Origin of the sequence: Prochlorococcus marinus subsp. marinus str. CCMP1375 (assembly GCF_000007925.1) — a bacterium.
Taxonomy (GTDB): Bacteria; Cyanobacteriota; Cyanobacteriia; order PCC-6307; family Cyanobiaceae; genus Prochlorococcus_E; species Prochlorococcus_E marinus.
On the sequence record NC_005042.1, the window covers coordinates 1,603,803 to 1,628,010 of the forward strand.

The window sequence follows — 24,208 nt, forward strand, 5'->3', positions numbered from 1 at the left end:
AAGAAACACCCTAGAGAGTTAGCAATTTAAATGGTTCATTATGAGAAGCTCTCTCCACCAACCACAGGAGAAAAAATTAAATTCAATAATGGATTGCCTATAGTGCCCGCAAATCCCATCATTCCTTATATAAGAGGAGATGGAACAGGGGTAGACATCTGGCCCGCAACACAAAAGGTAATTGATCAAGCCATAGAAAAAGCCTATGGGATTGATAGAAAAATAGAATGGTTCAAAATATATGCAGGCGATGAAGCTTGTGATTTATATGGCACTTACCAATATCTACCTAAGGACACCATAGAGGCAATTCGAGAGTATGGAGTGGCAATTAAAGGGCCCTTAACAACACCAATTGGGGGAGGCATTAGATCTTTAAATGTTGCTCTTAGGCAAAAATTTGATCTATATAGTTGTGTACGACCATGCCGTTATTATCAAGGTACACCAAGTCCTCATAAACATCCTGAAAACCTAGATGTAATTGTTTATCGCGAGAATACTGAAGATATATATATTGGTATTGAATGGGAGTCAAATGATCCAATTGGCATAAAGCTTATAGAGCATCTAAACAATGATGTAATTCCTGCTAGTCCGTCTCTTAAAAATCGAATTATTCCTCAAGGATCAGGTATTGGAATCAAGCCCGTTAGTAAAGATGGTAGCCAACGACATATTCGAAGAGCTATACAACATGCTTTGAAACTGAATGGCAATAAACGTCATGTAACGCTAGTACATAAAGGAAATATTATGAAATTTACTGAAGGCTCATTTCGAGATTGGGGATATGAATTAGCAACTAATGAATTTCGTAATGAATGTATAACTGAAAGGGAAAGCTGGATACTTTCCAATCTAGAGCAAAATCCTAGATTAAGTATTGAAAATAATGCAAAGTTGATTGACCCTGGTTATGAATCATTAACAAAAGAAAAAAAAGATATTATTTGCAATGAGGTTCAACTTGTAATTAATAATATTCATAAAACACATGGAAATAACAAATGGAAAAAAATGGTTTTAGTTGACGATAGGATTGCAGACAGTATATTCCAACAAATACAAACCAGACCTCAAGAATATTCCATATTAGCAACATTAAATTTGAATGGGGACTACATATCAGATGCCGCTGCTGCAATTGTTGGAGGATTAGGAATGGCTCCCGGTGCAAATATTGGTGATCGAGCTGCGATTTTTGAAGCCACACATGGCACTGCTCCAAAGCATGCTGGACTCGATAGAATTAATCCAGGTTCAGTGATTTTAAGCGGCGTAATGATGCTGGAATATATAGGTTGGCAAGAAGCTGCTGACTTAATTACAAAAGGTTTGAGTCAATCAATTTACGATAAACAAGTCACTTATGACCTTGCCAGGTTAATGGAACCTCCTCAATCTCCATTAAGTTGTAGTGAATTTGCAAATGCGGTAATTGAACGATTCTAAAACTAGCTTAATTAACCTAATTACTGATTCTCCATAATCTTCCAAACATTTAAAAGACTTTTCTGATCACCTAAGTTGCCAGGAAAAGTAATAATCGGTAATCGTACTTTATATGGTTCATCAGGGCATACAACAGATACTCCTGGTACAACTTGTCCTTTTAAATTAACAGATTTCAAATTCAAGCCTTTCTCAAGAAGTGTATGCGTAGTAATTCCGCCTTTACTTATTACATAACCCAACTTATTCGAAATTTTAGAAACTAAGCGACTAATTAATTCTGAAAGAGCAATTCCGAAATTTATTCTTTCTAAATTAGATTCCAATAAGAGCTCTCCTCTACTAGTATATAAAACTGGGGTTTTACCTCTTTTCATTATATTAGTCAATTGTTTAAACCAAATATTCTCCAAATCAGGAAGTAAAGTATCTCGCAAGGATCCACTTAAAATTCTAGAGATTTTTTTTACAGGCAACTGAACTCCATCAAAACATTTCTCTGCTAATAAAACTTCTAATTGATCATCTGCTAGTTTCACATGAGAGCCAATGACGACTAAACCAGGCCGAGGGGTGCCAGATTCATCTTTTAATCTTAAAGAAGAAAAATCTTTAATACTATTAGAGTCAGAAGTGATTCCAGATAAAGCATTAATTAAACTTGCTGCAGAGCGGAAAAGAAAATTTTTTTTATAATGCAAATCTTTAATTGCATATGCAAATGAAGATAAATCAGCTGAAGTTTCTGCATCTACAATAACAGAATCATTTCCTGAAAATTTAGATAATGAATTAATGAAATTCTTCATTTCTATTTTGTTATTATTTGCTCGTTTTAATTTTTCGAGTGAAATAGATTTAACATCTTTAGAATTTATTTTACCTTTGCTTTTATCTTCTAACCAAAAAGCTAAGTTACTTGTCTTATATCCAAAAATCTTATCTTTAGCAAAAATTGTTTTGTGAACAGGGATTCCATTTAAAAGATGAATCCCATTAAGAGTAGTTCTGCCACCTTCAATAAATGCTGGTACATGAAAAGTTGCATCGAAAGGGCCAAGTTCTTCATGTATGACTTTTGGTTCTAAATATCCATGCCCTCTTAACGTTGAGTCTCCCCTACTTATAAAAAAAATATCTTTATATCTTAAAGCATTCTCTTTGATTACCTGTTTAAGCACTTTGCAAATCTCTCTGAGTCTTTCCTCTGCCATCTCAGGAGATAACGATCTCGTATTAGTTAATAAAAAAAGCAATGGCGAAGAATCTTGAAGACCTTTTCTCACCATTTCTTTATCCCAACGAAGCAATAAAGGACATCCGTAAACAGTCTGCGAGCCAGTGGGATCATCGTCAAACACAACAATCTTAATCATCAAACTATAAGCTCGCTCTCAATGAGGCAAAGCCAATCTATTTCCAACTTTCAGGAATAGTTATAAAAGAATTATTTAAACTTTTTACTGAATCGCACCCTAATAATTTCATCGTACGTAAAACATCAGTTTTAATAATTTCAATTGCCCTCGCAACACCTGGCCCGCCAGCAGCGGCTAACCCATAAGCATATGCCCTACCAATCAACACTCCCTTAGCTCCAAGACATAAGGCTTTAATAACATCGCCCCCACGTCTAATACCTCCATCTAACAAAACATCTATTTTCCCATTTACAGCTTTTACAACCTCAGGTAAAACACGAATAGTGGGAGCAACGCTATCTAATTGGCGTGCTCCATGATTAGATACAACAATTGCATCAACGCCTAAAGCAAGGGCCTTACGAGCATCATCTCCAATATGAACACCTTTAACAACAATCTTGCCACCCCAAGCTTCTCTAATCCATTTGAGATCTTCCCAAGTCACAACGGATGCCTCTAAGGCAGGGCCAATTTCGGTATAGCCCATGGGCCCATCTTCAAGTTCAACATTTGGAAAGCTCATTAAGCCACCATCCCCCAACCACTGAGTCATCCAGCAGGGTTTAACAACCATTTGAGAAAGATAAGGAAGCATTTTGATTGGATTTCTAGAAAGCAACTCTTTAGTCCCATTAAGCAAATCACGTTCTCTTAATCCTGAAACAGGGGTATCAATCGTCACAACTATTGCGGAAAAGCCTGCCAACTTCGCTCGCTGAATTGTTTTCAAGGCGACATCACGGCCACCAAGCAAATACAACTGATACCACGCAGGAGAGTTAGTTGCTTCCTTCACATCTTCTAATCTGCAACCAGACAAAGTGGATAGTGTATAACCTGTTCCTGCCTTCCCTGCTTCTCTAGCTGCTACAACTTCTCCTTTTGGGTAAAACAAACGACTGCTACCTACCGGCGCAAGCATAAAGGGAAGCTGAAACTCTTGATCAAGAACTGAAGTAGTTAAATTGCAAGTTGGTGTTGCAACAGCACATCTTGGACGAAAAAATATTTCATTAAATGCTGCGCAATTTTGAGATAAGGTTTGCTCTCTATCAGCACCACTATCTATATAGTCAAAAACCATTCTAGGAAGCCTTTTCTCCGCCAATAAGCGTAGATCGCTAATATTTACAACTGCCGGTGATGAAACATTAGCGCCCATATCAAAAGCTATGATGTATAAAAAATATTCTAAGATATAACGTGGCAGTAAAGAAAAAGAAATCGATTAAGTGAATAATTTGAGTAATAAGTGTAATTACTACAATTTTTATTCAACTTATTGGTAATTTTTTCTCTTAGACATTTTGCCTATACCTGAGTTAAAAGTATTAGTAGGATCAAGTTCTCTATAAAAAACTTCTAATGATTTTTCAGCCTTATATAAATGACCAACATTATGTTCGGCAGGATATTTTGCATTTATTGAATCCAAGAATTTCAGTATTTTTTCTTTTAATAATTTTGAATCGACTCCTTTTTTAACGACAAAATCTAAGTGGAATACCATGCAAAGAAAATGCGCCATCTCAAATGAATCTGACATTTCATTAAGAATATCCTGAGGTAATAATTGATCCCAATCTTTAAAGTTACGTGGAAATGCAATATCTAAAGGTAGTAGATCTCCTGCTAAGTCCGGATTAAGTATTTTATATCTAGCAGGAGCTGCTCCTGCAACATATCTATGCAATAATGCATCTTTGCCTTCACTCTCTGTACATTCTATATATTCAAAATCTTCACTTTTTTCTGTTTCAATATCTAATAATAGTTTCATTTCTTCAATAGAGTTATTACTAGCCAAGAGCAACATATAATAATTAAATTTCTTGCGGAAAGATAGTAGCCTTATTGGCAGGTGGTTAGGAAGAATATCTGCTATAAATTGCATCAATCTATCTGAAATATTTTCTGGTAGAAAAGTTACTTGTCCTGTTAACTGATCTATATATCGTTTGGCTTCTAAAAGTTTAGGTAAATACTTAGTTCCAAAATATTTTAGAAACAAAAAAGTGTCTTTACAATACTTAGCAGATCCATCAAAGTAACTAAAGTGCATATATTCTCCCATGTCAGGCAAAGAATTCATATTTGTCAATATTTTCTCTCTTAAATGCGTCAAATGTTCGGCATTATTTGTACCAACAAAGAAAACTTTTTCTCTTTCAGGAAGTGGAAAAGTGTCAAGTCTTACAGCAAAAACAGCGATTTTTCCTGCACATCCACTTGATTCAAACAGGCGTCTTGAATCTGAATTAAATCTAGCTGGTGAACTGGCATTAATATCTCTTACACGAAATTGGTATTCCTTATCAGATGCTAAAGATTCTGTATCAGGAACGTTCTGAATATTAAAATTAATAGCCTGTAAATTTGTAAAAATTGATCTGGGAGATTTACCTAGATTTATGCCTAAATGATTCACTAATTCTAACTTTCCTAACTCATTTAATCTTGCATAAAGCGAAAGCTCGGTATAAGCAGGTCCTCGATTAACCAAATTTCCTCCTGAATTATTGCATACTCCACCAATAACTGATGCGCCAATGCAGGAGGATCCAATTACTGAATGCGGTCCTCGACGAAATGGCAATAATTTTTCTTCTAGATCATATAAAGTAGTACCTGGCAATGCGATTACTTGAGAAGCAGAATTAATTAAAATTAATTGTTTAATATGAAGACAGTTTATTATAACTATCTCTCGATCATAATTATTTCCATCTGGTGTGGAACCTCCTGTTAAACCAGTATTAGCAGCTTGCATAATAATAATTTTTTCATGCCGAATACATTCTTCCAAAACCTGCCAAAGTTGAAATAAATCATTAGGGAAAACAACCATAGCAACAACTCCGCCTCCAACTCTTATCCCAGTGCTATAAAATAGGGTTTTATTCTTATCAAGTAAAATATTTTTTCTGCCAGCAATAGAAATTATTTTACTATTAAAATCTGATTGAGAAGTATTATTCATATTGAAATCAAATGCTAATTTTGATCATGATAAAAATAATCATCACTAGATAAATAAATCTCTATTAATTATTTGAAGTAAAATAAACAATCTAAATGAAAAAATTAATACATTCATGCAATTTATTGTGAAACTAAAAAAGTGCAAATCAATTCTTTATATTCTCTTGGATTAAGAAATAATGTTTGTTCACCACTATTTAAAGAGTTTCTTGGACTAGTCCAGGGTTCCAGGCAAACCATATTTCTAGGTGGATCAGTCCAAACAACTACATTATTAAAAGGGTAAAGATATTTCATTTCTATAGTTGTCCCTGTTAATAAATCTTTTAAGTAAAAAGGTCCTTTTCCATTGCTAAGAAAATCAACTCCTTCTGATAGTTTTTCTATTTGTTTAGATGTCAGAGATTCTTCTTTTTGCAGATGATTAAAACAAATATCAGGCAATCCTGCTATCGATACTTCTGTCAAATCTGTTACTTTAAAATAAGGGTGGATACCAAAACTAAAGGGCATATTCTCTTCACCTCGGTTATGAACAATACTCTTGATTTCCAAAGTATTTTTAGAAGGCCTTACCTCAATCGCAAGTGAAAAAAAATATGGATATGACGCAATGGTTTGTGGAGAATCATTCATGGTCAAGGAAAAGCCTTTGTGATCATTCAGCAAATTAATTTCCCAAATTGCATCTCTAGCAAAGCCATGTTGATTAAGCGAAAACTCACCCTGAGGCAACCGCAAAATACTTCTAGGCAAATCCCCACAAATAGGAAATAAAATGGGCATACCTCCTCTTACACTCTTAACTGTTTGTTGAAAACGATCTAGATCAAAATATAAAACTTCCCTTCCATTGGAAAGCCATTCTGTGATCAAGCCTCCTCTTTCAGGGACTATTCTTAAGCGGCATTGATTGTTCTCATCAGAGTATTCCCAATGAGAATAAGGCTCATTTCTTTCTGTTAATTGTACAGACATTTTACGACAATTCTCTTTAAAGAGTTTTCAACCACTCTAAAAGTGCTGTGTTCACCTTCTCTGGCACTTCATCGTGAGGACAATGACCTGCGTCCAATATGACTTCTTTTGTGGAAGCAGGAGTGAATCGAGAATACATTGCTCTTTTACTTGGAGCATTCATCCAAGGATCTTGATTACCCCAAACCAGAAGCAGAGGAGAACTTAATTGAGCAAATAATTCATCTAAAGGCCTTCCTTGAGGGCCAGCAGGTTCGAATACACTTCTAAAAACACCAAAGGCTCCTTTATCAAGAGATGGTCTTCGAATCGACTCGACAAGATCATCGTCAACATTACTACTATCGATATAAACCTGATTCAATGTCCTTCGAATAGTTGAAGGTTGTCTAAGGTTTTCAAAAAGTATTCTTTGGAAAAGGGCATTTTTTAAAAAAATGTCTGCAAATGTTTTTCTAGCAGTAGACCAAAATCCTTTAACAGTGACTTTCTCTTCACTAAATCTGCCTGCAGCATTCAACAAAACAACACCTGCAGCTTCATCTCCTAAGGCACAGCCTGCAGCTAAAGCTGCATATCCACCTAAAGAATTTCCCACTAAGACAGTAGGTCGACCAATCTTTTCTTTTACATAAGCACTAACTTGGTCTTTCCACAAAGGTCCTCCATATTCCAATCCTGCAGGTTTAGAACTTCTGCCAAATCCAAGTAAATCAATCGCATGCACTTCGCAAAAGGTACTAATTACTGGAAGATTATGTCTCCAATGATCAGTAGAAGCCCCAAAGCCATGAATCAAGAGCACTGCTGGAGATTTAATTAAAGCTTCTCTTGATAAATCTGGTGAATTGCTACAGCAATAAACAGAATGTCCCATATAAGTCCATAAATTATTTTTCTCTTGAGCTTGAACAGAAGTCACAACAATTTAATGGAAATAACTGGATTAAAATACTACTTAATTTGTGCACCAGATAGGACATGAGAGAAGCAAGCTAAATGCTTCTAAATGCTTCTATTGATTTAGATAATGCATTAAGGAATTCAAAGCAAACCTACAGGATCCGCAGCAATATCATCAGGTATTGCATTCCCTCCTCCAGGCTTTTTATCTTTAAGAACAATTCTAAGTAGCACAGGAGCAAGAAAAGTTGTTCCTATAACCATCAAAAGAATTGCAGCTTCTAAGGAAGGTGTAAGTAATCCTGCACTAGTACCAAGACCTAGAAAAATCAATCCCACTTCGCCTCGAGGCATCATTCCTAAACCAACAACTAATCTATTAGTTGGCTTATCAATTACAAAAGACCAACCAGCTGCAATCTTTCCAATAATTGCAACTATCAAAAGGAATCCTGCAACAATCAAAGCTGAGCGACTCGCTGGGTCTAAAGGGTTGATTACCGAGAGATCCATTCCAGCACCAACTAAAACAAAGAAAATTGTTGCGAATAAAGATACGAGAGGTAGAACAGATTGCTGAATTGCATGATTATTTTTTGAGCTACTCAGAATCAAGCCAGCAGCAAATGCACCCAAAGCAGCTTCAAGACCAATTGCTGTAGCTACAAAACAACTAAGAACCAAAATCACAAAAGAAGCTACTACTACCGCTCCTGGAGCCTTAAGCCTATCTAACAACCAATCAAAAGCTGGCGCTGCAGTTCTGCTTAAGCCAATGGGTGCTATTACAAAAACTGTTGCTGCAACAACAAGTTTCACAATTGGGGCAATTTCTAATGAACCACCTGTTGCCAAAGCTACTACAACCGCAAGAATAACAATTCCAAGAATGTCATCAAGAACAGCTGCTCCAATAACTATCTGTCCTTCACGAGTCTTTAGATAGCCAAGCTCTCCAAAAACACTTGCTGTTATACCAATACTTGTAGCTGTCATAGAAGCACCAGCAAATATTGCAGGTATTAAATCGACATGAAAAATAAACATCAATCCCAATGTTCCAAATGCAAACGGCAATATCACACCTGCCATAGCAACAGTGAAGGCTTGGGTGCCAACTGCAACAAGCTCTTCTAATTCACTTTCTAAACCTGTTAGAAATAGCAATGCATATAGACCCAGAGTCGCAACAGCTTGCAAAGAGGGAAAAGTCTCAAAATACAAATCTGGCACTGCTTCTTTAGGTATCGAGGCAAGAGAACTAATTATATTGATCAAACCATTATTTAAAGAAGCATGAGCACTTGGTGGTATCAGCAAATGCAGGCCAGAAGCACCTATTAAGACACCTGCCAAAAGCTCTCCAACAATTGTTGGCAAACTCAATCTGACTAAGATCTCAGCCAATGTTCTTGCTGCAACAAATATCAAAAGAAATCTAATTACACCGATTAATGTTTCTGCAACCTCTATATCGTGAGTGCTCAGAACAGAAATTACTGGTGAAAACAACATGATTTAATTGTTCAATCCTTTATTAAGAACTTAAATTACTCGATAGACAGTCTCTTAAGAACTCACCATAGAAAAGAACTGTAGGAAATCAGGTGTTGATCTGAAGTTACTCAAGATCTGAATCCAAAAGCTTGGCTAGCGTCCTTCAATATAAAACTCTACCCATGAGCAGCTCTCAGCCTAAAGATCTGCGTCTGCCTACTCCTGGATGTTACGCAGATCCAATCAAAGCTGGCATTGATGCAGATGCAGTCTTTGATGGAATGACTGAGCATCTATTTTTTAGCCTTGGGAAACTTGCTACAACAGCTAGTCTCAGAGATCTTTATATGGCATTGAGCTATGCAGTAAGAGATAGATTGATGACTAGATACCTTGCATCACAAGAAGCAATACGTGCAAAGCCACAGAAAACAGTAGCTTATTTGTCTGCAGAATTCTTAATTGGACCTCAATTAAACAATAATTTACTCAATCTAGGAATTACAAAAGAAGCAGAAGAAGCAGTAGGAAGATTTGGAATTGAATCGCTTAGTCATATTCTTGAGGTAGAAGAAGAACCAGGCTTAGGTAATGGTGGTTTAGGAAGACTGGCAGCTTGTTACATGGAATCACTTGCCAGCTTGCAAGTTCCCGCAATTGGATATGGCATTCGTTATGAATTTGGTATTTTCAATCAACTGATAAGAGATGGATGGCAAGTTGAAGTAACAGATAAATGGCTCAAAGGAGGTTGGCCCTGGGAATTACCACAGCCTGATGAATCATGCTTTGTAGGATTTGGAGGTCGTACAGAAAGTTATGTAGATGAGAAAGGGAAATATCGCTCGCGCTGGATTCCATCAGAACATGCTATAGGGGTTCCTCATGACATTCCTATTCTTGGATATAGAGTAAACAATTGTGATCGCCTACGTTTATGGAGGGCAGATGCAACTGAAAGTTTTGACTTTTATGCTTTCAATATTGGTGATTATTATGGCGCAGTAGAAGAAAAAGTGGCTTCGGAAACAATTTCCAAAGTGCTCTATCCAAACGACGGAACTGATGAAGGTAGACGTTTAAGACTTAAGCAGCAACACTTTTTTGTTAGCTGTTCTCTGCAAGACATGTTGAGAAGTTTAGAAAAAAGAGGAATTGAAGTTGAAGACTTTTCAGAGCATTGGACAGTCCAACTCAATGACACGCACCCAGCCATTGCAGTTGCAGAATTAATGCGACTACTAATAGACCATTACCATTTTGAATGGGAAAAAGCTTGGCACATCACTACAAGCTCAGTTGCATATACAAATCACACGCTTCTCCCAGAAGCATTAGAAAAATGGGATTTAGATTTATTTAGTAGCCTCCTTCCAAGACACTTAGATTTAATTTACGAAATCAATAAAAGATTCTTACAACAAGTTCGCCTACGTTATCCAGGTAATGATTTGATTTTAAGAAAACTCTCAATAATTGATGAAGATGGTTGTAAAGCAGTGCGAATGGCTCATTTAGCAACAATTGGCGCACATCATGTAAATGGAGTGGCTGCCTTACATTCTGATCTAATTAAAAGACAATTAATGCCTGAATTTGCTGAATTATGGCCAGAGAAATTTACAAACATTACTAATGGCGTAACTCCTAGAAGATGGGTTGGCCTTGCTAATCCTGAACTGTCTTCTCTTTTGGATAAAGAAGTTGGTAAAGATTGGATTACCAACATGGAATTACTTAAAAAACTTGAACAAAAAGAAAATGATTCTGGATTCCTAGAATTGTTTTCTAAAACAAAACTATCAGGGAAAAGAAAATTAGCTGGATATATTCATAGACAAACAGGTGTTTTAGTTGATCCATCAAGCTTGTTTGATGTTCAAGTTAAACGAATCCATCAATATAAACGTCAACATTTAAATGCTCTACAAGTGATTGCCCAATATCTGCGAATTAAAAATGGAGTAGATCAAGACATTGCTCCAAGAACTGTAATCTTTGGAGGCAAAGCAGCGCCTGGTTATTTCATGGCAAAACTGATGATTCGATTCATTAATGGAATTGCTGACGTTGTTAATGCAGATCCTGATATGGATGGTCGTCTGAGAGTTGTTTTCTTACCTGACTACAATGTAAAACTTGGCGAGCAAGTTTATTCAGCTACTGACTTATCAGAACAAATTTCAACGGCTGGTAAAGAAGCATCTGGAACTGGAAATATGAAATTCGCAATGAATGGTGCGCTGACTATTGGAACACTTGATGGAGCAAATATAGAAATTAGAGATCGTGTTGGATCAGAAAATTTCTTTTTATTTGGAAAAACAGAGAGTGAAATCGTAGAGCTGAGAGAAAATCAATATGACCCTAAAACTTATATAAGCAATTGTAAGGAATTATCTGAAGCTTTAAGACTAGTCGAAGTAGGCCATTTCAGTAATGGAGATAGTGAGTTATTCCTCCCATTAATAAACAGCCTAACTGGCAGTGATCCATTTTTTGTCATGGCAGACTTTGCTGACTATCTACGTGCACAAGATGAAGTAAATAAAGTTTGGAAAAATCCTCAAAAATGGAATCGTATGGCGCTTCTAAATACTGCTAGATCTGGATTCTTCTCTTCAGATAGATCGATTAAAGAATATTGCAAATCAATCTGGAAAGTTAAACCATTAGATGTAGAAATATCTTGTGATATCAATTAAATAGAGTTTAACTTTTATCAGGCAAGTCTGGTGTCTGGTGAAGAAGTCGGTTCAATCTTAAGCGATCTGGATTTAATGGATCAGGAGCTAATTCACCAGCCAGTTCTCTAAATTTATCTTCAATAGTTTCTGGAACTTTGACATCAAAAACTTTCTCCATTAACACCTCAATTGAAAAAAGGTGAGCATTAATATTTTCAAGATCAGACAAAGCTTGTTGTATAGCTTCATCGGGCTTTTCTTCAAGAGGAATCAAATTAGATGTTTCTGAAACATCTTCATTAAGTTTTGAATTATATTGTTTCTGTAAATCCTCTAATACTCTTCCAGACAAGGTTCTAAAGGATTGAAGTGATGCCCAATTTAACTCTTGCTGTTGACGAAGAGTTGGGAATTCTCTGACCATACGGTCATGTTCTCTATAGAACCTTTGACAGTCAGGACATTGGCAGGGCTCTTCGGGCACCATTATCCAAATTGATTCAATACCATCATGCCATCTTGACGGCCTTGAAACGAAAAATCTAGAAATATCTTTAAACCTGATCTGATTCCTCGGAACTTTCAGGGATAGGTACTTCAATACTTGTTACGACTTGTATAACATCTCTTAATCTCATTGAATCGGCAAACCATCCCATAGCTTGTTCTGTATCACCACGCGATTCTGCTTCAGTCGCTTGATCTTCGTGGGCTTCTGCTAAAAGAGCAAGCCAGCAAAGACATCTTGCTTGCACAACAGAAAGATCTAAATCAGTTGGTTGAGATTTTGCAATGTGCTCACTCTCTTGCTGCACCAAGAGACGAAGTCGTAAATCATGAAGCTGTGTCATCGAACCTCTTTCCGTATTCACACGCTAGCGAGAGAGTGTGGGTTTTGGCCACCCACTACATGTAGCTTATGCAACTATTTTTAGCATTTACGGGGCTGGCGGGATTCGAACCCACGACCTACGGTTTAGGAAACCGTCGCTCTATCCTACTGAGCTACAGCCCCACTGGAAGGATTCCCTCCTGCAAGGCATTATGGAATCTGAAAGCAGGAGAGGTGATCGCAATCGAGATTTATCGCGTTTCCGCAATAAACTCTCGGTTGAGGAAAGTCCGGGCTCCCAGATGGTCCAACTTGCTGGGTAACTCCCAGTGCGGGTGACCGTGAGGATAGTGCCACAGAAACACACCGCCGATGTCTCATAGAGCACAGGCAAGGGTGCAAAGGTGCGGTAAGAGCGCACCAGCAGTATCGAGAGGTACTGGCTTGGTAAACCCCGGTTGGGTGCAAGGCAAAGGTTTTAGGATGACCATTTTGCCTATTTCCTATTTAAAGCCGCTCGAGGCTGTTGGAGACAACAGTCCCAGATAGATGATCACCCACTAACCAATTTTGGATAGTGAACAGAACCCGGCTTACTTCCTGCTTTCTTTCAAAATTTAATTCTAACAATCAATAAACGCATTTAATAATGCAATATGACTAAAAAAGACATAGTTTCAATAGTTTCAAAAGAAAGAGCTGAGGAAATCTATGGATTGTTGACGCAAAGTAACCTGCATTCTTCAGATATAGAAGTAATCAAAAAAAACGAAGATTACTGTTTAAAAATACTTAACGAAGCCCTAACACATACATCTTTTAACTTATCAATCAATCATGAAAGATTAGAATTTCAAGGTGATGCGGTTCTACGGCTGGCTGCTTCTGAATACATTCAATCACACTTCCCTAAACTATCAGTTGGAGACAGGTCTGCATTAAGAGCACAATTAGTCAGTGACAGATGGCTGGCAAAAGTAGGTTACAAAATAGGTATTAAAACAACAATGCTTATAGCCAACAAAGCATTAAAAGATGAAGCTGCAACTGACACTATATGTGCAGAAGGTACTGAGGCTTTAATAGGAGCTTTGTACGAATGCTTAAGGAACATAGATGCAATACAAAATTGGCTGGAGCCATATTGGAATATTGAAAGCGAGGAGGTACTTGCAGATCCACATAAACAAAATGAGAAGTCAGCACTTCAAGAGTGGAGTCAGGGTCAGGGATTAAACAAACCTATCTACACAATCAAGGAAATTTCAAAGCAACATGGTGATTTAAAGAGGTTCTATTGCACAGTTCATATACAAAATGATTTTAGAGGCGAAGGCTGGGGGAGCTCACGAAAAAAAGCTCAAAAAGAAGCAGCAAAAGAAGCTCTGAAAAAGTTGACCAACTAAACCAATTCCAATTCATTGATAGGAATGGTTAATAATTTATCCCAATTACCACCTTCAAAAAGCACAGCTGCTTTATTTTCCGCAATACGCTGAACAAAACCTTTATATCCATTGTAAATGGAACTAGGGTTATTAACCTTGACTGAAGATCCAGGCAAGATAATGCCTTCTGAATTATTCAAAATTTAAATGAAATCACTATTTATTTTAATTCTATTCAAAATAAATCATGTGTAAAAAGATTATTTGGTTAACCATTGGAAAAATCGTTGCTCCTCAAGGCTTGAGTGGCAAGGTAAGAATTAATCCAAGTAGTGATTTTCCAGAACGATTTATCAAATCAGGTGATAGATGGTTGCAATACGATAATGAAGAACCTCAAAAAATCCAATTAAATTCTGGAAGACAGATTCCTGGTAAATCAATTTATGTTGTTGAGTTTCAAGGAATAGATGATAGAGAAAAAGCAAAAGCGCTAGTAGGAAAAAAATTATTAATTGATTCATCTCATAGACCGACTCTTGCTCCAGGAGAATTCCATCTCCTAGATCTTCTTGGATTAAAGGTCAGATTGAAAAATGATCATAGAGAAATAGGAGAAGTTACTAATTTAACTAGTGCTGGTAATGACCTATTAGAAGTAAGATTATTATCAGGCAAAAAAGTTTTAGTTCCCTTTGTGAAAGAAATTGTTCCAGAAATCAAGCTTCAGGAAGGCTGGTTAATGGTTTGTCCTCCCCCAGGTCTATTTGATCTTTAAACAATTACTAAAGTTTTGCACAATAGAATTCATGAATGAGATCAAAAAGTGACACAAAGTTCTTTAATCCCAGTAATACTCTGTGGCGGCTCAGGTACTAGGCTTTGGCCGTTATCACGAGAAAGTTATCCAAAACAATTTTGGGATCTTACAGGCGATAGCAATAAGACACTTTTACAACAAACTCATCAACGCATCCAAAACATTAGGGGGCTTCAAGAGCCTTATTTAATTTGCAATGAAAAACATCGCTTTATAGTTGCCGAACAAATGAGAGAAATAAATGTTCAACCACAAGCAATTTTCCTTGAACCAGTAGGTAGAGATACAGCACCAGCAGTCACAATAGCTGCATTAAAGGCACAAGAAAAAGGAGAAGACCCTTTACTTCTGGTTCTATCTTCAGACCATATAATTGCAAATAATGAGAATTTTACAAAAGCAATCGATGAAGGTCGTCAAGCCGCAGAATCAGGAAAACTTGTAACCTTTGGAATATATCCAACTGCTCCCGAAACTGGATATGGATATATAGAAGCAACCGAAAATGATAACAAATCATTAATAGCATTACCTATTAAAAGATTTGTAGAGAAGCCTGATCTCAAAACTGCTGAACAATTTCTTAAAGACAGTCGATTCACATGGAATAGTGGAATGTTTCTTTTCAAAGCCAGTGTCATTCTTCAAGAAATTGAACGGTTCTCTCCTGAGATACTTAGTCATTGCAAAAAAGCACTGAAAGATAATTCAAAAGATCTAGATTTTCTGAGACTAAATGTCCAAGCATTTCATAAATGTCCTAGCCTCTCAATTGATAAAGCAGTAATGGAAAAAACGAACTTAGGTGCTGTACTTCAACTAAATGCGGGATGGAATGACATAGGCAGTTGGCAATCACTTTGGGAGACATCCACAAAAGACAAAAATGGTAATGTCCTTAAAGGAAAAGTAATTTTAGAAGATAGTAAAAATTGTTACTTACGGAGTGAAAAGCGTTTAGTAGTTGGACTTGGTGTGAAAGATTTAATTGTTGTAGAAACTGATGATGCAGTTCTTGTTGCAGATCGCCAACAATCTCAAAAAGTAAAATCAATAGTTGCAACACTAAAAAACAATAAAAGTGCTGAAGCAAAAGCACATACAAAGATTTATAGGCCTTGGGGTCATTACACTTCCATAGTCCAAGGTAAAAGATGGCAAGTAAAAAAAATTGAGGTCAAATCAGGGGCTAGTCTTTCATTACAAATGCATCACCATCGTTCCGAACATTGGGTAGTCGTCAAAGGTACTGCCTTAGTAGAGCGTGATGGAGAAAAACAATTATTAGAAGAGAATCAAAGTACTTATATACCTCTAGGATGTAAGCATAGACTGACTAATCCAGGTAAAATACCCTTGGAATTAATAGAAGTGCAAAGTGGTGCATATATTGGAGAAGACGATATCGTGAGAATTGATGATAATTATGGACGTAAAAATTAATTTATATCTTATAAAAATATCTTTTATTCTACAGTAACACTTTTAGCTAGATTTCTTGGTTGATCAACATCCAAACCTCTATGAGCTGCAATGTGATAACTCAATAATTGCATAGGAATTATTGTTAACAAGGGACTAATCCATTCACTGACTTGTGGGATTGGTAATAAGTGATCAAAAATATCAGTTTCTGGAACTTTAGGTCCTATACCAATCAAGCATGCATCCCTAGCTTTAGCTTCTTGCGCATTGCTTAAAGCTTTTTCAAAAACAATACCTTTAGTGGCTATTGATACTACTGCAACTTTCTTATCTAATAAGGCAATTGGACCGTGTTTCATTTCACCAGCAGGATATCCTTCTGCATGTATATAACTAATTTCCTTAAGCTTTAATGCTGCTTCCAGGGCTATTGGATAATTGATTCCTCTGCCTAAAAATATGACATCTTTAGTCTCAGAGAATTGGTGCGAGAGTTTTTCTGTTAGCTCATTATGCGTTTCTATAAGATTTCTTAATTGCTTAGGTAAGGACCGCAATTGATTACATAAATCTAATATTTCATTTGCAGAACGTGCTTTTCTTCTAGCTGCAAACATTATTGCTAAACCATAAAAAGTTAATAATTGGCCTAGAAAAGTTTTTGTAGCTGCAACACCAACTTCTAATCCCGCTCCTATATCAAGAATATTAGACACTTGTCGTGCCAAGGAACTTTCCACCATATTGGTCACACCCAATTGTCTGGAAGCAAACGCAATATCATTACAAGCAGAGCGTCTTTCATGTTCCATTGCTAAAGCGGAAAGAGTGTCTGCTGTCTCTCCAGACTGTGTCACACCAATAGTCAAAGTATTTGGAGCTAAAGGAGGCGCTGCATAACGAAATTCACTAGCAAAAAAAACCGTAGTAGGAATTCCAGCAAATTGTTCCAGAAGATAAGCCCCTACCATTGCTGCATGACGACTAGTGCCACAAGCCAAAATCTGTATTTCTTCAATTGGGTCAAAAAAGGAATTATCAAATGGGAGAGCAACAGGTGCTTCAACCGGCAGGTCATCAGGCAGATATCTTGAAATCCATAGATCCGCAGTTGCAGGCTGCTCAAAAATCTCTTTGAGCATGAAATGTCTGAAGTTACCTTTTTCTATATCACTTTCATATCCATTAATAAATGAAGGCGACCTATATTGTCGTTCTCCTGAAGAATTATAGATTTCAACACCTAAAGGGGTTAATAGAGCCAATTCTTGATCTTCTAAAGATAAAACTGCTCTCGTGAATCCTGCAAAAGCAGGCGTATCACTTGCACATAGAAACTCCCCTTCCCCAAAACCTATTAATAGAGGGGCTTTGCTCTTTGCAACAATCAAAGCATCCGGAGTTGCAGTCCAAATAACCGCAAGCGCATACGATCCTTCTAGATAATCTAAAACTGTTTGAACAGCTAATAGAAAAAGCTGATCATTCGTTTCATGTCCATCTTTTTTTAATCTTTTAATTTCTTCAGAAATTAAATGTGGAATGACCTCTGTATCTGTATCCGAAGAGAATGAAATCCCCCTATCCTCTAATTTCTTTTTCAATAAAGTGTAATTCTCAATAATTCCATTTTGAACTACAGCTACTTCCCCTACTGAATCCATATGAGGGTGTGCATTCTGTTCTAATGGCTTTCCATGAGTTGCCCAACGAGTATGACCTATTCCTATATGACCCGGAGCACCATCTTGTTCTACTAAATTCAAAAGATTAATTAGTTTACCTTTTGCTTTTTTACAAGTAATAAAAGATTTGTGACTCCCTTTTGAAGTATTGACAGTTGCTAAACCAGCAGAATCATAACCTCTATATTCAAGTTTTTTCAGCCCTTCTAAAAGAATCGGCGACGCTTCACGAGAGCCAACTAAAGCTACTATTCCACACATATATAAAAGTATGAACTTAAATCCATAGATATTTAGGGTACAAAGAAACTAACCCAAGTATGGATTCTATCTAAAAAGCTTAGTAAGCCAAGCCCATGCTGCGAGTAGTTTCGTCTCCTAAATAGACCCTGACGCTTAGAAAATCAGTGGGACAAGCAGTTTCACATCTTTTACAACCCACACAATCCTCTGTTCGAGGTGATGAGGCAATCTGACCTGCCTTACAGCCATCCCATGGAACCATCTCTAGTACATCAAGAGGACAAGCCCTTACACATTGAGTGCAGCCAATGCATGTGTCGTAGATCTTTACTGAGTGGGACATAAAGCCCTATAGATAACGTTGCTTGTAAAAAACTTTACTCAATTTGGTTCAACATAAAGAGATTAATGCATCTGGCTTCACTCTTGTTAACTCGCGACCATGAGCTCGTAGGATAAGAACAAATATCCAGAATTATGTCTCAGGAAGCAATTCTCGAAAAAGTTCGTTCAATCGTTGCTGAACAACTCAGTGTTGAAGCAAGCGAAATCAAACCTGATTCGAACTTCCAAAATGACCTCGGAGCAGACTCACTCGACACTGTTGAGCTTGTTATGGCATTAGAAGAAGCCTTCGATATCGAAATTCCTGACGAGGCTGCGGAAGGCATAACCACTGTTGGAGATGCCGTTAAGTACATAGAAGACAAGCAGTCTTGAGGATCTAATGATGGAGAAACTCCATCGAGTTGTCATTACTGGTCTCGGCGCTATTACGCCTATTGGCAATACCGTCGCAGATTATCTCTCTGGATTGAAATCTGGCCTTAATGGGGTCGGACCAATCTCCCTATTTGATGCATCCCAACATGCCTGTAGGTTCGCTGCAGAAGTATCAAATTTTGACCCTACTGGGTTACTAGAGCCAAAAGAGTCCAAAAGATGGGACCGTTTCTCCAAATTTGGAGTTATTGCTGCAAAAGAAGCAATTGCAGACTCAGGCTTAATTATTGATGATGCCAATGCCTCAAGAATAGGTGTCATCATTGGTTCTGGAGTGGGGGGCTTACTAACAATGGAAACTCAAGCTCAGGTTCTAAATAACAAAGGGCCTGGAAGAGTTAGTCCATTTACAGTCCCAATGATGATTCCCAATATGGCTACAGGACTTACGGCTATTGCTCTTGGTGCAAAAGGCCCTAGTTCAGCAGTAGCAACAGCATGTGCTGCAGGATCAAACGCTATAGGAGATTCTTTTAGGCTGCTGCAATTAGGAAAAGCAGATGCAATGATTTGTGGAGGAGCAGAAGCAAGTATTACTCCCCTTGGAGTAGCAGGGTTCTCAAGTGCCAAGGCTCTCTCATTTCGCAATGATGATCCATCTTCAGCAAGCAGACCATTTGATGCAGATCGAGATGGTTTTGTTATAGGAGAAGGGTCAGGTGTCTTAATTCTTGAAACTTTTGACCATGCAAAAGAACGTAATGCCCAAATTTACGCAGAGTTAATTGGTTATGGCACTACATGTGATGCTCATCACATAACTGCCCCATCTCCTGGCGGAATAGGAGGAGCAGAAGCTATTAAAGAAACCATTCAAGATGGAAAAATCAATATTGAAGAAATTGATTACATTAATGCCCATGGAACAAGCACAGCCGCAAATGACAAAAATGAAACTTCTGCGATAAAAAACGCACTTGGAGAAAGGGCTAGACAAATCCCAATTAGTTCAACAAAATCGATGACAGGTCATCTTCTTGGAGGATCTGGGGGCATTGAAGCCGTAGCATGTGTACTTTCTATTAAACACGGGGTAATCCCACCAACAATCAATTATTCCAAACCAGATCCTGACTGTGATCTGGATTATGTGCCTAACACTGCTCGAGAAAGCAAATTAAATGTTGTGCTTTCTAATTCGTTTGGCTTCGGAGGGCATAATGTGTGCCTGGCTTTCCGAAAAATCAACTAAACAAACCCAAACACTTAATCAGTCAGAATCTTTCAATCACCAACTAACAAAATGGTCGCTGCGCCTGTTTCTCTTGAATCGCTCTGCATTAACAGCATAAGAATGCTCGCTGTAGATGCAGTAAATAAATCCAAAAGTGGGCATCCTGGCCTGCCTATGGGATGTGCACCTATGGGGTATACCCTATGGGACAAATTTCTCAGACATAATCCTAAAAATCCTAAGTGGTTCAATCGAGACCGTTTTGTTCTTTCTGCAGGTCATGGGTGCATGCTTTTATATGCACTGTTGCATTTAACTGGCTATGACTCAGTCACGATCGATGATATAAAACAATTTCGTCAATGGGGTGCAAGAACTCCTGGTCACCCTGAAACATTTGAAACTGCTGGTGTAGAAGTAACCGCGGGGCCATTGGGAGCAGGCATATCAAACGCAGTAGGCCTTGCAATAGCAGAAGCCCATCTTGCTGCCAAATTCAATAAAGCAGATGCCAAAATCGTTGATCACTTCACATACGTGATAATGGGAGATGGATGCAATCAAGAGGGAGTTGCATCAGAAGCTTGCTCTCTTGCAGGCCATCTCAAGTTAGGTAAATTAATTGCGTTATATGACGACAATCACATAACAATTGATGGTCGAACTGATGTTTCATTCACAGAGGATGTACTAAAACGCTATGAATCCTATGGATGGCATGTTCAACATGTTCAAGAAGGTAATACTGATGTAGATGCAATTGCCAAAGCAATTGAGTCAGCAAAAGCAATTTCTGACAAACCATCCATTATCAAAGTTACAACAACAATTGGTTTTGGATCTCCTAACAAAAGTGATACCGCAGGAGTTCATGGTGCGCCTCTAGGCGAGGAAGAGGCTGAACTGACTAGGAAATCATTGGATTGGCCATATGAACCCTTTGAAATTCCTAATGAGGTTTATCAGCAATATCAAAAAGCAATAGTGCGTGGCGAGAGCTTAGAAAAAGAATGGAATCAATTGTTAGATAATTATCGAAAAAAATATTCTAATGAAGCTGAAGAATTCGAAAGAATGTTAAGAGGTGAACTCCCTTCAGACTGGGATAAAGACTTACCTTCATACACCCCTAAAGACAATGGACTAGCAACTCGAAAACATTCTCAAATATGTCTAGGTGCAATTGGTCCCAATCTTCCTGAACTAATTGGTGGTTCTGCTGATTTAACTCACTCAAATTACACAGACATCAAGGGTGAAAGTGGTTCTTTCCAGCCTGAAACACCTGAGAAACGTTACCTTCACTTTGGTGTCAGAGAACATGCGATGGCAGCAATACTGAATGGAATTGCTTATCACAACAGTGGATTAATACCCTATGGAGGAACTTTCCTCGTTTTCGCTGATTACATGAGAGGGTCGATGCGATTATCTGCTCTCAGTGAACTTGGCGTTATCTACGTATTGACTCATGACTCCATTGGTGTTGGAGAGGATGGTCCTACTCATCAACCCATTGAAACTATTCCTTCTCTACGAGCAATACCAAATATGCTTGTTTTTAGACCAGGAGATGGCAATGAAACTTCTGGAAGCTATAAACTTGCAATAGAAAATCGCAAACGTCCTAGTTCTCTTTGTCTCAGCAGACAAGGCATGCCTAATCAAGCAAATTCATCAAGTAAAAAAGTTGCATTAGGAGGATACGTTATTGAGGATTGTGTAGGCACACCAGATCTCATTTTGATTGGTACAGGTTCCGAATTAAATCTATGTATTGAAGCTGCTCAAGAGCTAACAAATCAAGGTAAAAAAATTAGAGTTGTTTCAATGCCTTGTATGGAACTTTTTGAAGAGCAAAGCGCATCATACAAAGAAGAGGTTTTACCTCCTCTTGTTAGAAAAAGGTTAGTTGTAGAAGCTGCACTGTCATTCGGATGGCATAAATATATAGGCCTTGATGGAGACAGCGTTACTATGAATAGTTTCGGCGCATCTGCACCCGGAGGAACATGTATGGAAAAATTTGGGTTTACAGTTGAAAATGTTATCAATAAAGCAAAGAAACTTCTTAACTAAAAAATTAGACAAAGAAGTTTAGGTAATTAAACTTCTTTGTCTAATTTCATAGTATTGATTTCTTTTGCACCTTTAGAAGAAAGAATACTCTCTAAGTTTTCTAAGTCTTTATCTGTAATCTTAGTTTGCATTGGACAATGCTTAGGTCCACACATTGAACAAAATTCAGCTTGTTTATAAATATCTGCTGGAAGAGTTTCATCGTGATATTCACGTGCTCTTTCAGGGTCAAGAGATAATTCAAATTGTTTATTCCAATCAAATGCATATCTAGCTCTACTTAACTCATCATCCCTATCTCTTGCTCCAGAACGATGTCTTGCGATATCTGCTGCATGAGCAGCAATCTTATAAGCAATTAATCCTTCACGAACATCCTCAGGATTAGGTAAACCCAAATGTTCTTTAGGAGTTACATAGCAAAGCATTGCTGTCCCATACCAACCAGCCATAGCAGCTCCTATAGCACTCGTAATATGATCATATCCAGGAGCTATATCAGTAACCAAGGGTCCTAAAACATAAAAAGGAGCTTCTAAGCAATCTTCCATCTGCTTACGAACATTGAACTCAATCTGATCCATAGGAACATGACCTGGGCCTTCAACCATAACTTGCACATCATGTTTCCAAGCTCGTTGCGTAAGCTCACCCAAAGTTTTCAACTCAGCCAATTGAGCCTCGTCTGATGCATCATGCAAACACCCTGGACGGAGTGAATCCCCTAGAGAAAAGCTGCAGTCATAACGCTTGAAAATCTCACAAATATCATCAAAGCGAGTAAAAAGAGGATTCTGCTTATGGTGATAAAGCATCCATTGAGCGAGAATCCCACCTCCGCGACTAACAATCCCAGTCAACCTTCCTTTTACTTTTGGTAAATGCTCAATAAGTAAACCAGCATGAATTGTCTGATAATCAACCCCTTGTTGACAATGTTTTTCGATTATGTGTAAAAAATCCTCTTCTGATAATTTCTCAATAGAGCCATGGACACTTTCTAATGCTTGATACACAGGGACTGTCCCTATAGGAACAGGAGATGCCTGAATTATTGCTGTGCGAACCTCATCAAGATTTACTCCACCTGTAGAGAGATCCATCACAGTATCTGCACCATACTTAACTGCAAGATGAAGCTTCTTTAATTCTTCATTTACATCGCTGGCATTAGGAGAAGCACCTATATTTGCGTTAACTTTGCAACTAGAAGCAATACCTATTGCCATAGGCTCCAAATTGAGGTGATTAATATTCGCAGGTATTATCATTCTCCCTCTAGCAACCTCTTCCATAATTAAAGACTCTGGAAGATTCTCCTTCTTAGCAACAAAAGACATTTCTTCTGTTATCACTTCCCTACGAGCAAAATACATTTGAGAAACATTGCTTTGACCTTTACGTGAAGCAACCCATGAAGTACGCATAATCACAAAAACTATAGATAGCCTAGGGAGTATTCAGGCAAGCATTGATCTCGATCACTCTCTTTCACTTTCCTTCGACGGTATAAACCGAATCAGGTTCAGAGGGTGTGATCTCAGCCAAAAGCAATAGCTTGTAGGCACCCCTAGTGATATTTGTAAGGTAGCCACATTTCTGGGAATAGGACTTTATATTTAAACTCAAATTATTAATTCAAATTATTTTTTCTTTGAAGAACCTCATTCAATAATCGTTTTCTACGCAAATTCCTACCAATAGCACTAGAACAAATCACCCCTAGACCTGTAAAAAAAGCTGGTAATGCTTGTACTTTATCGTTATCTTTTCGATGGAAAAAAGCAATCATTGCAATAAGCACCAAACATGGAGCAGCAAGCGATAAAGAGAGTTTTCCAGATCCCTTCATA

Annotated in this window: 21 protein-coding genes, 1 tRNA gene, 1 other RNA gene and 1 riboswitch; of the genes, 9 read left to right on the forward strand and 14 right to left on the reverse strand. The window is 37.7% G+C overall.

Going from position 1 to position 24,208, the window contains the following annotated elements; genetic code table 11:
* The first annotated feature begins 30 nt into the window (after positions 1-30).
* Entirely contained in the window at positions 31-1,455 is a 1,425-nt protein-coding gene (locus tag PRO_RS08610; protein ID WP_011125901.1) for an NADP-dependent isocitrate dehydrogenase, read from the forward strand.
* A gap of 20 nt (positions 1,456-1,475) precedes the next feature.
* Here the strand turns inward: PRO_RS08610 and PRO_RS08615 are convergent, their stop codons facing one another.
* The 6 genes from PRO_RS08615 to PRO_RS08640 all read right to left on the reverse strand — a co-directional run bounded on the left by PRO_RS08615 (position 1,476) and on the right by PRO_RS08640 (position 9,257).
* On the reverse strand, positions 1,476-2,831 hold the full coding sequence (locus tag PRO_RS08615; RefSeq protein ID WP_338107185.1) for a four-carbon acid sugar kinase family protein: 1,356 nt from the start codon (positions 2,829-2,831) through the stop codon (positions 1,476-1,478).
* Positions 2,832-2,868: 37 nt separating this feature from the next.
* On the reverse strand, positions 2,869-4,041 hold the full coding sequence (locus tag PRO_RS08620) for an alpha-hydroxy acid oxidase (protein WP_011125903.1): 1,173 nt from the start codon (positions 4,039-4,041) through the stop codon (positions 2,869-2,871).
* A gap of 117 nt (positions 4,042-4,158) precedes the next feature.
* Positions 4,159-5,859, reverse strand: a complete 1,701-nt coding sequence (gene dld / locus PRO_RS08625) for a D-lactate dehydrogenase (RefSeq protein WP_011125904.1) — start codon at positions 5,857-5,859, stop codon at positions 4,159-4,161.
* Between the two features lie 122 nt (positions 5,860-5,981).
* Positions 5,982-6,839: a galactose mutarotase gene (locus PRO_RS08630; RefSeq protein WP_011125905.1), complete on the reverse strand. Its 858-nt coding sequence runs from the start codon at positions 6,837-6,839 to the stop codon at positions 5,982-5,984.
* A gap of 16 nt (positions 6,840-6,855) precedes the next feature.
* Positions 6,856-7,716 (reverse strand): alpha/beta fold hydrolase, encoded by an 861-nt coding sequence (locus tag PRO_RS08635; protein WP_052039744.1) that lies wholly within the window; start codon positions 7,714-7,716, stop codon positions 6,856-6,858.
* A 167-nt stretch (positions 7,717-7,883) separates the two neighbouring features.
* Entirely contained in the window at positions 7,884-9,257 is a 1,374-nt protein-coding gene (locus PRO_RS08640; protein WP_011125907.1) for a cation:proton antiporter, read from the reverse strand.
* Positions 9,258-9,421: 164 nt separating this feature from the next.
* On the opposite strand from PRO_RS08640, the gene PRO_RS08645 reads away from it, so the two are divergent.
* Entirely contained in the window at positions 9,422-11,944 is a 2,523-nt protein-coding gene (locus PRO_RS08645; protein WP_011125908.1) for a glycogen/starch/alpha-glucan phosphorylase, read from the forward strand.
* Positions 11,945-11,951: 7 nt separating this feature from the next.
* Here the strand turns inward: PRO_RS08645 and PRO_RS08650 are convergent, their stop codons facing one another.
* The 3 genes from PRO_RS08650 to PRO_RS08660 form a co-directional block, all read right to left on the reverse strand.
* Positions 11,952-12,410: a hypothetical protein gene (locus PRO_RS08650; RefSeq protein ID WP_011125909.1), complete on the reverse strand. Its 459-nt coding sequence runs from the start codon at positions 12,408-12,410 to the stop codon at positions 11,952-11,954.
* A gap of 70 nt (positions 12,411-12,480) precedes the next feature.
* Positions 12,481-12,777, reverse strand: coding sequence for a hypothetical protein (locus PRO_RS08655; RefSeq protein WP_011125910.1), 297 nt, complete (start codon positions 12,775-12,777; stop codon positions 12,481-12,483).
* A gap of 90 nt (positions 12,778-12,867) precedes the next feature.
* A tRNA-Arg gene (locus tag PRO_RS08660) sits at positions 12,868-12,941 on the reverse strand.
* Between the two features lie 39 nt (positions 12,942-12,980).
* Between PRO_RS08660 and rnpB the strand changes: the two genes are divergently transcribed.
* Together rnpB and rnc are read left to right on the forward strand one after the other, a co-directional pair.
* Positions 12,981-13,369: RNase P RNA component class A (rnpB, locus tag PRO_RS08665), an RNA gene on the forward strand.
* 45 nt (positions 13,370-13,414) lie between these two features.
* Positions 13,415-14,164: a ribonuclease III gene (gene rnc / locus PRO_RS08670; protein ID WP_011125911.1), complete on the forward strand. Its 750-nt coding sequence runs from the start codon at positions 13,415-13,417 to the stop codon at positions 14,162-14,164.
* Here rnc and PRO_RS08675 read toward each other — a convergent pair.
* Positions 14,161-14,346, reverse strand: coding sequence for an NAD(P)H dehydrogenase subunit NdhS (locus PRO_RS08675; RefSeq protein WP_011125912.1), 186 nt, complete (start codon positions 14,344-14,346; stop codon positions 14,161-14,163). The two genes, rnc and PRO_RS08675, sit on opposite strands and share 4 nt — an antisense overlap.
* A gap of 47 nt (positions 14,347-14,393) precedes the next feature.
* Between PRO_RS08675 and rimM the strand changes: the two genes are divergently transcribed.
* Together rimM and PRO_RS08685 are read left to right on the forward strand one after the other, a co-directional pair.
* Positions 14,394-14,924, forward strand: a complete 531-nt coding sequence (rimM, locus tag PRO_RS08680; protein ID WP_011125913.1) for a ribosome maturation factor RimM — start codon at positions 14,394-14,396, stop codon at positions 14,922-14,924.
* 48 nt (positions 14,925-14,972) lie between these two features.
* On the forward strand, positions 14,973-16,409 hold the full coding sequence (locus tag PRO_RS08685; protein ID WP_011125914.1) for a mannose-1-phosphate guanylyltransferase/mannose-6-phosphate isomerase: 1,437 nt from the start codon (positions 14,973-14,975) through the stop codon (positions 16,407-16,409).
* 23 nt (positions 16,410-16,432) lie between these two features.
* Here PRO_RS08685 and glmS read toward each other — a convergent pair whose 3' ends face one another.
* Both glmS and psaC read right to left on the reverse strand, forming a co-directional pair.
* Positions 16,433-18,337 (reverse strand): glutamine--fructose-6-phosphate transaminase (isomerizing), encoded by a 1,905-nt coding sequence (gene glmS / locus PRO_RS08690; protein WP_011125915.1) that lies wholly within the window; start codon positions 18,335-18,337, stop codon positions 16,433-16,435.
* Between the two features lie 79 nt (positions 18,338-18,416).
* A complete protein-coding gene (gene psaC, locus PRO_RS08695) occupies positions 18,417-18,662 on the reverse strand; it encodes a photosystem I iron-sulfur center protein PsaC (protein ID WP_011125916.1) in 246 nt (81 codons plus the stop codon).
* A 134-nt stretch (positions 18,663-18,796) separates the two neighbouring features.
* On the opposite strand from psaC, the gene acpP reads away from it, so the two are divergent.
* Genes acpP through tkt form a run of 3 tightly spaced genes read left to right on the forward strand, consistent with a single transcriptional unit; the run spans position 18,797 to position 22,355 of the window.
* Entirely contained in the window at positions 18,797-19,039 is a 243-nt protein-coding gene (gene acpP / locus PRO_RS08700; protein WP_011125917.1) for an acyl carrier protein, read from the forward strand.
* A 7-nt stretch (positions 19,040-19,046) separates the two neighbouring features.
* Complete coding sequence (gene fabF, locus PRO_RS08705; protein ID WP_011125918.1) at positions 19,047-20,294, forward strand: beta-ketoacyl-ACP synthase II; 1,248 nt, start codon at positions 19,047-19,049, stop codon at positions 20,292-20,294.
* Between the two features lie 51 nt (positions 20,295-20,345).
* Positions 20,346-22,355, forward strand: coding sequence for a transketolase (gene tkt, locus PRO_RS08710; RefSeq protein ID WP_011125919.1), 2,010 nt, complete (start codon positions 20,346-20,348; stop codon positions 22,353-22,355).
* Positions 22,356-22,381: 26 nt separating this feature from the next.
* Here tkt and thiC read toward each other — a convergent pair whose 3' ends face one another.
* Positions 22,382-23,782, reverse strand: coding sequence for a phosphomethylpyrimidine synthase ThiC (thiC, locus tag PRO_RS08715; protein ID WP_036892565.1), 1,401 nt, complete (start codon positions 23,780-23,782; stop codon positions 22,382-22,384).
* A gap of 52 nt (positions 23,783-23,834) precedes the next feature.
* Positions 23,835-23,937: riboswitch (TPP riboswitch) on the reverse strand.
* 51 nt (positions 23,938-23,988) lie between these two features.
* A complete protein-coding gene (locus PRO_RS08720) occupies positions 23,989-24,207 on the reverse strand; it encodes a DUF3188 domain-containing protein (RefSeq protein ID WP_011125921.1) in 219 nt (72 codons plus the stop codon).
* Between the last annotated feature and the right edge of the window lies 1 nt (position 24,208).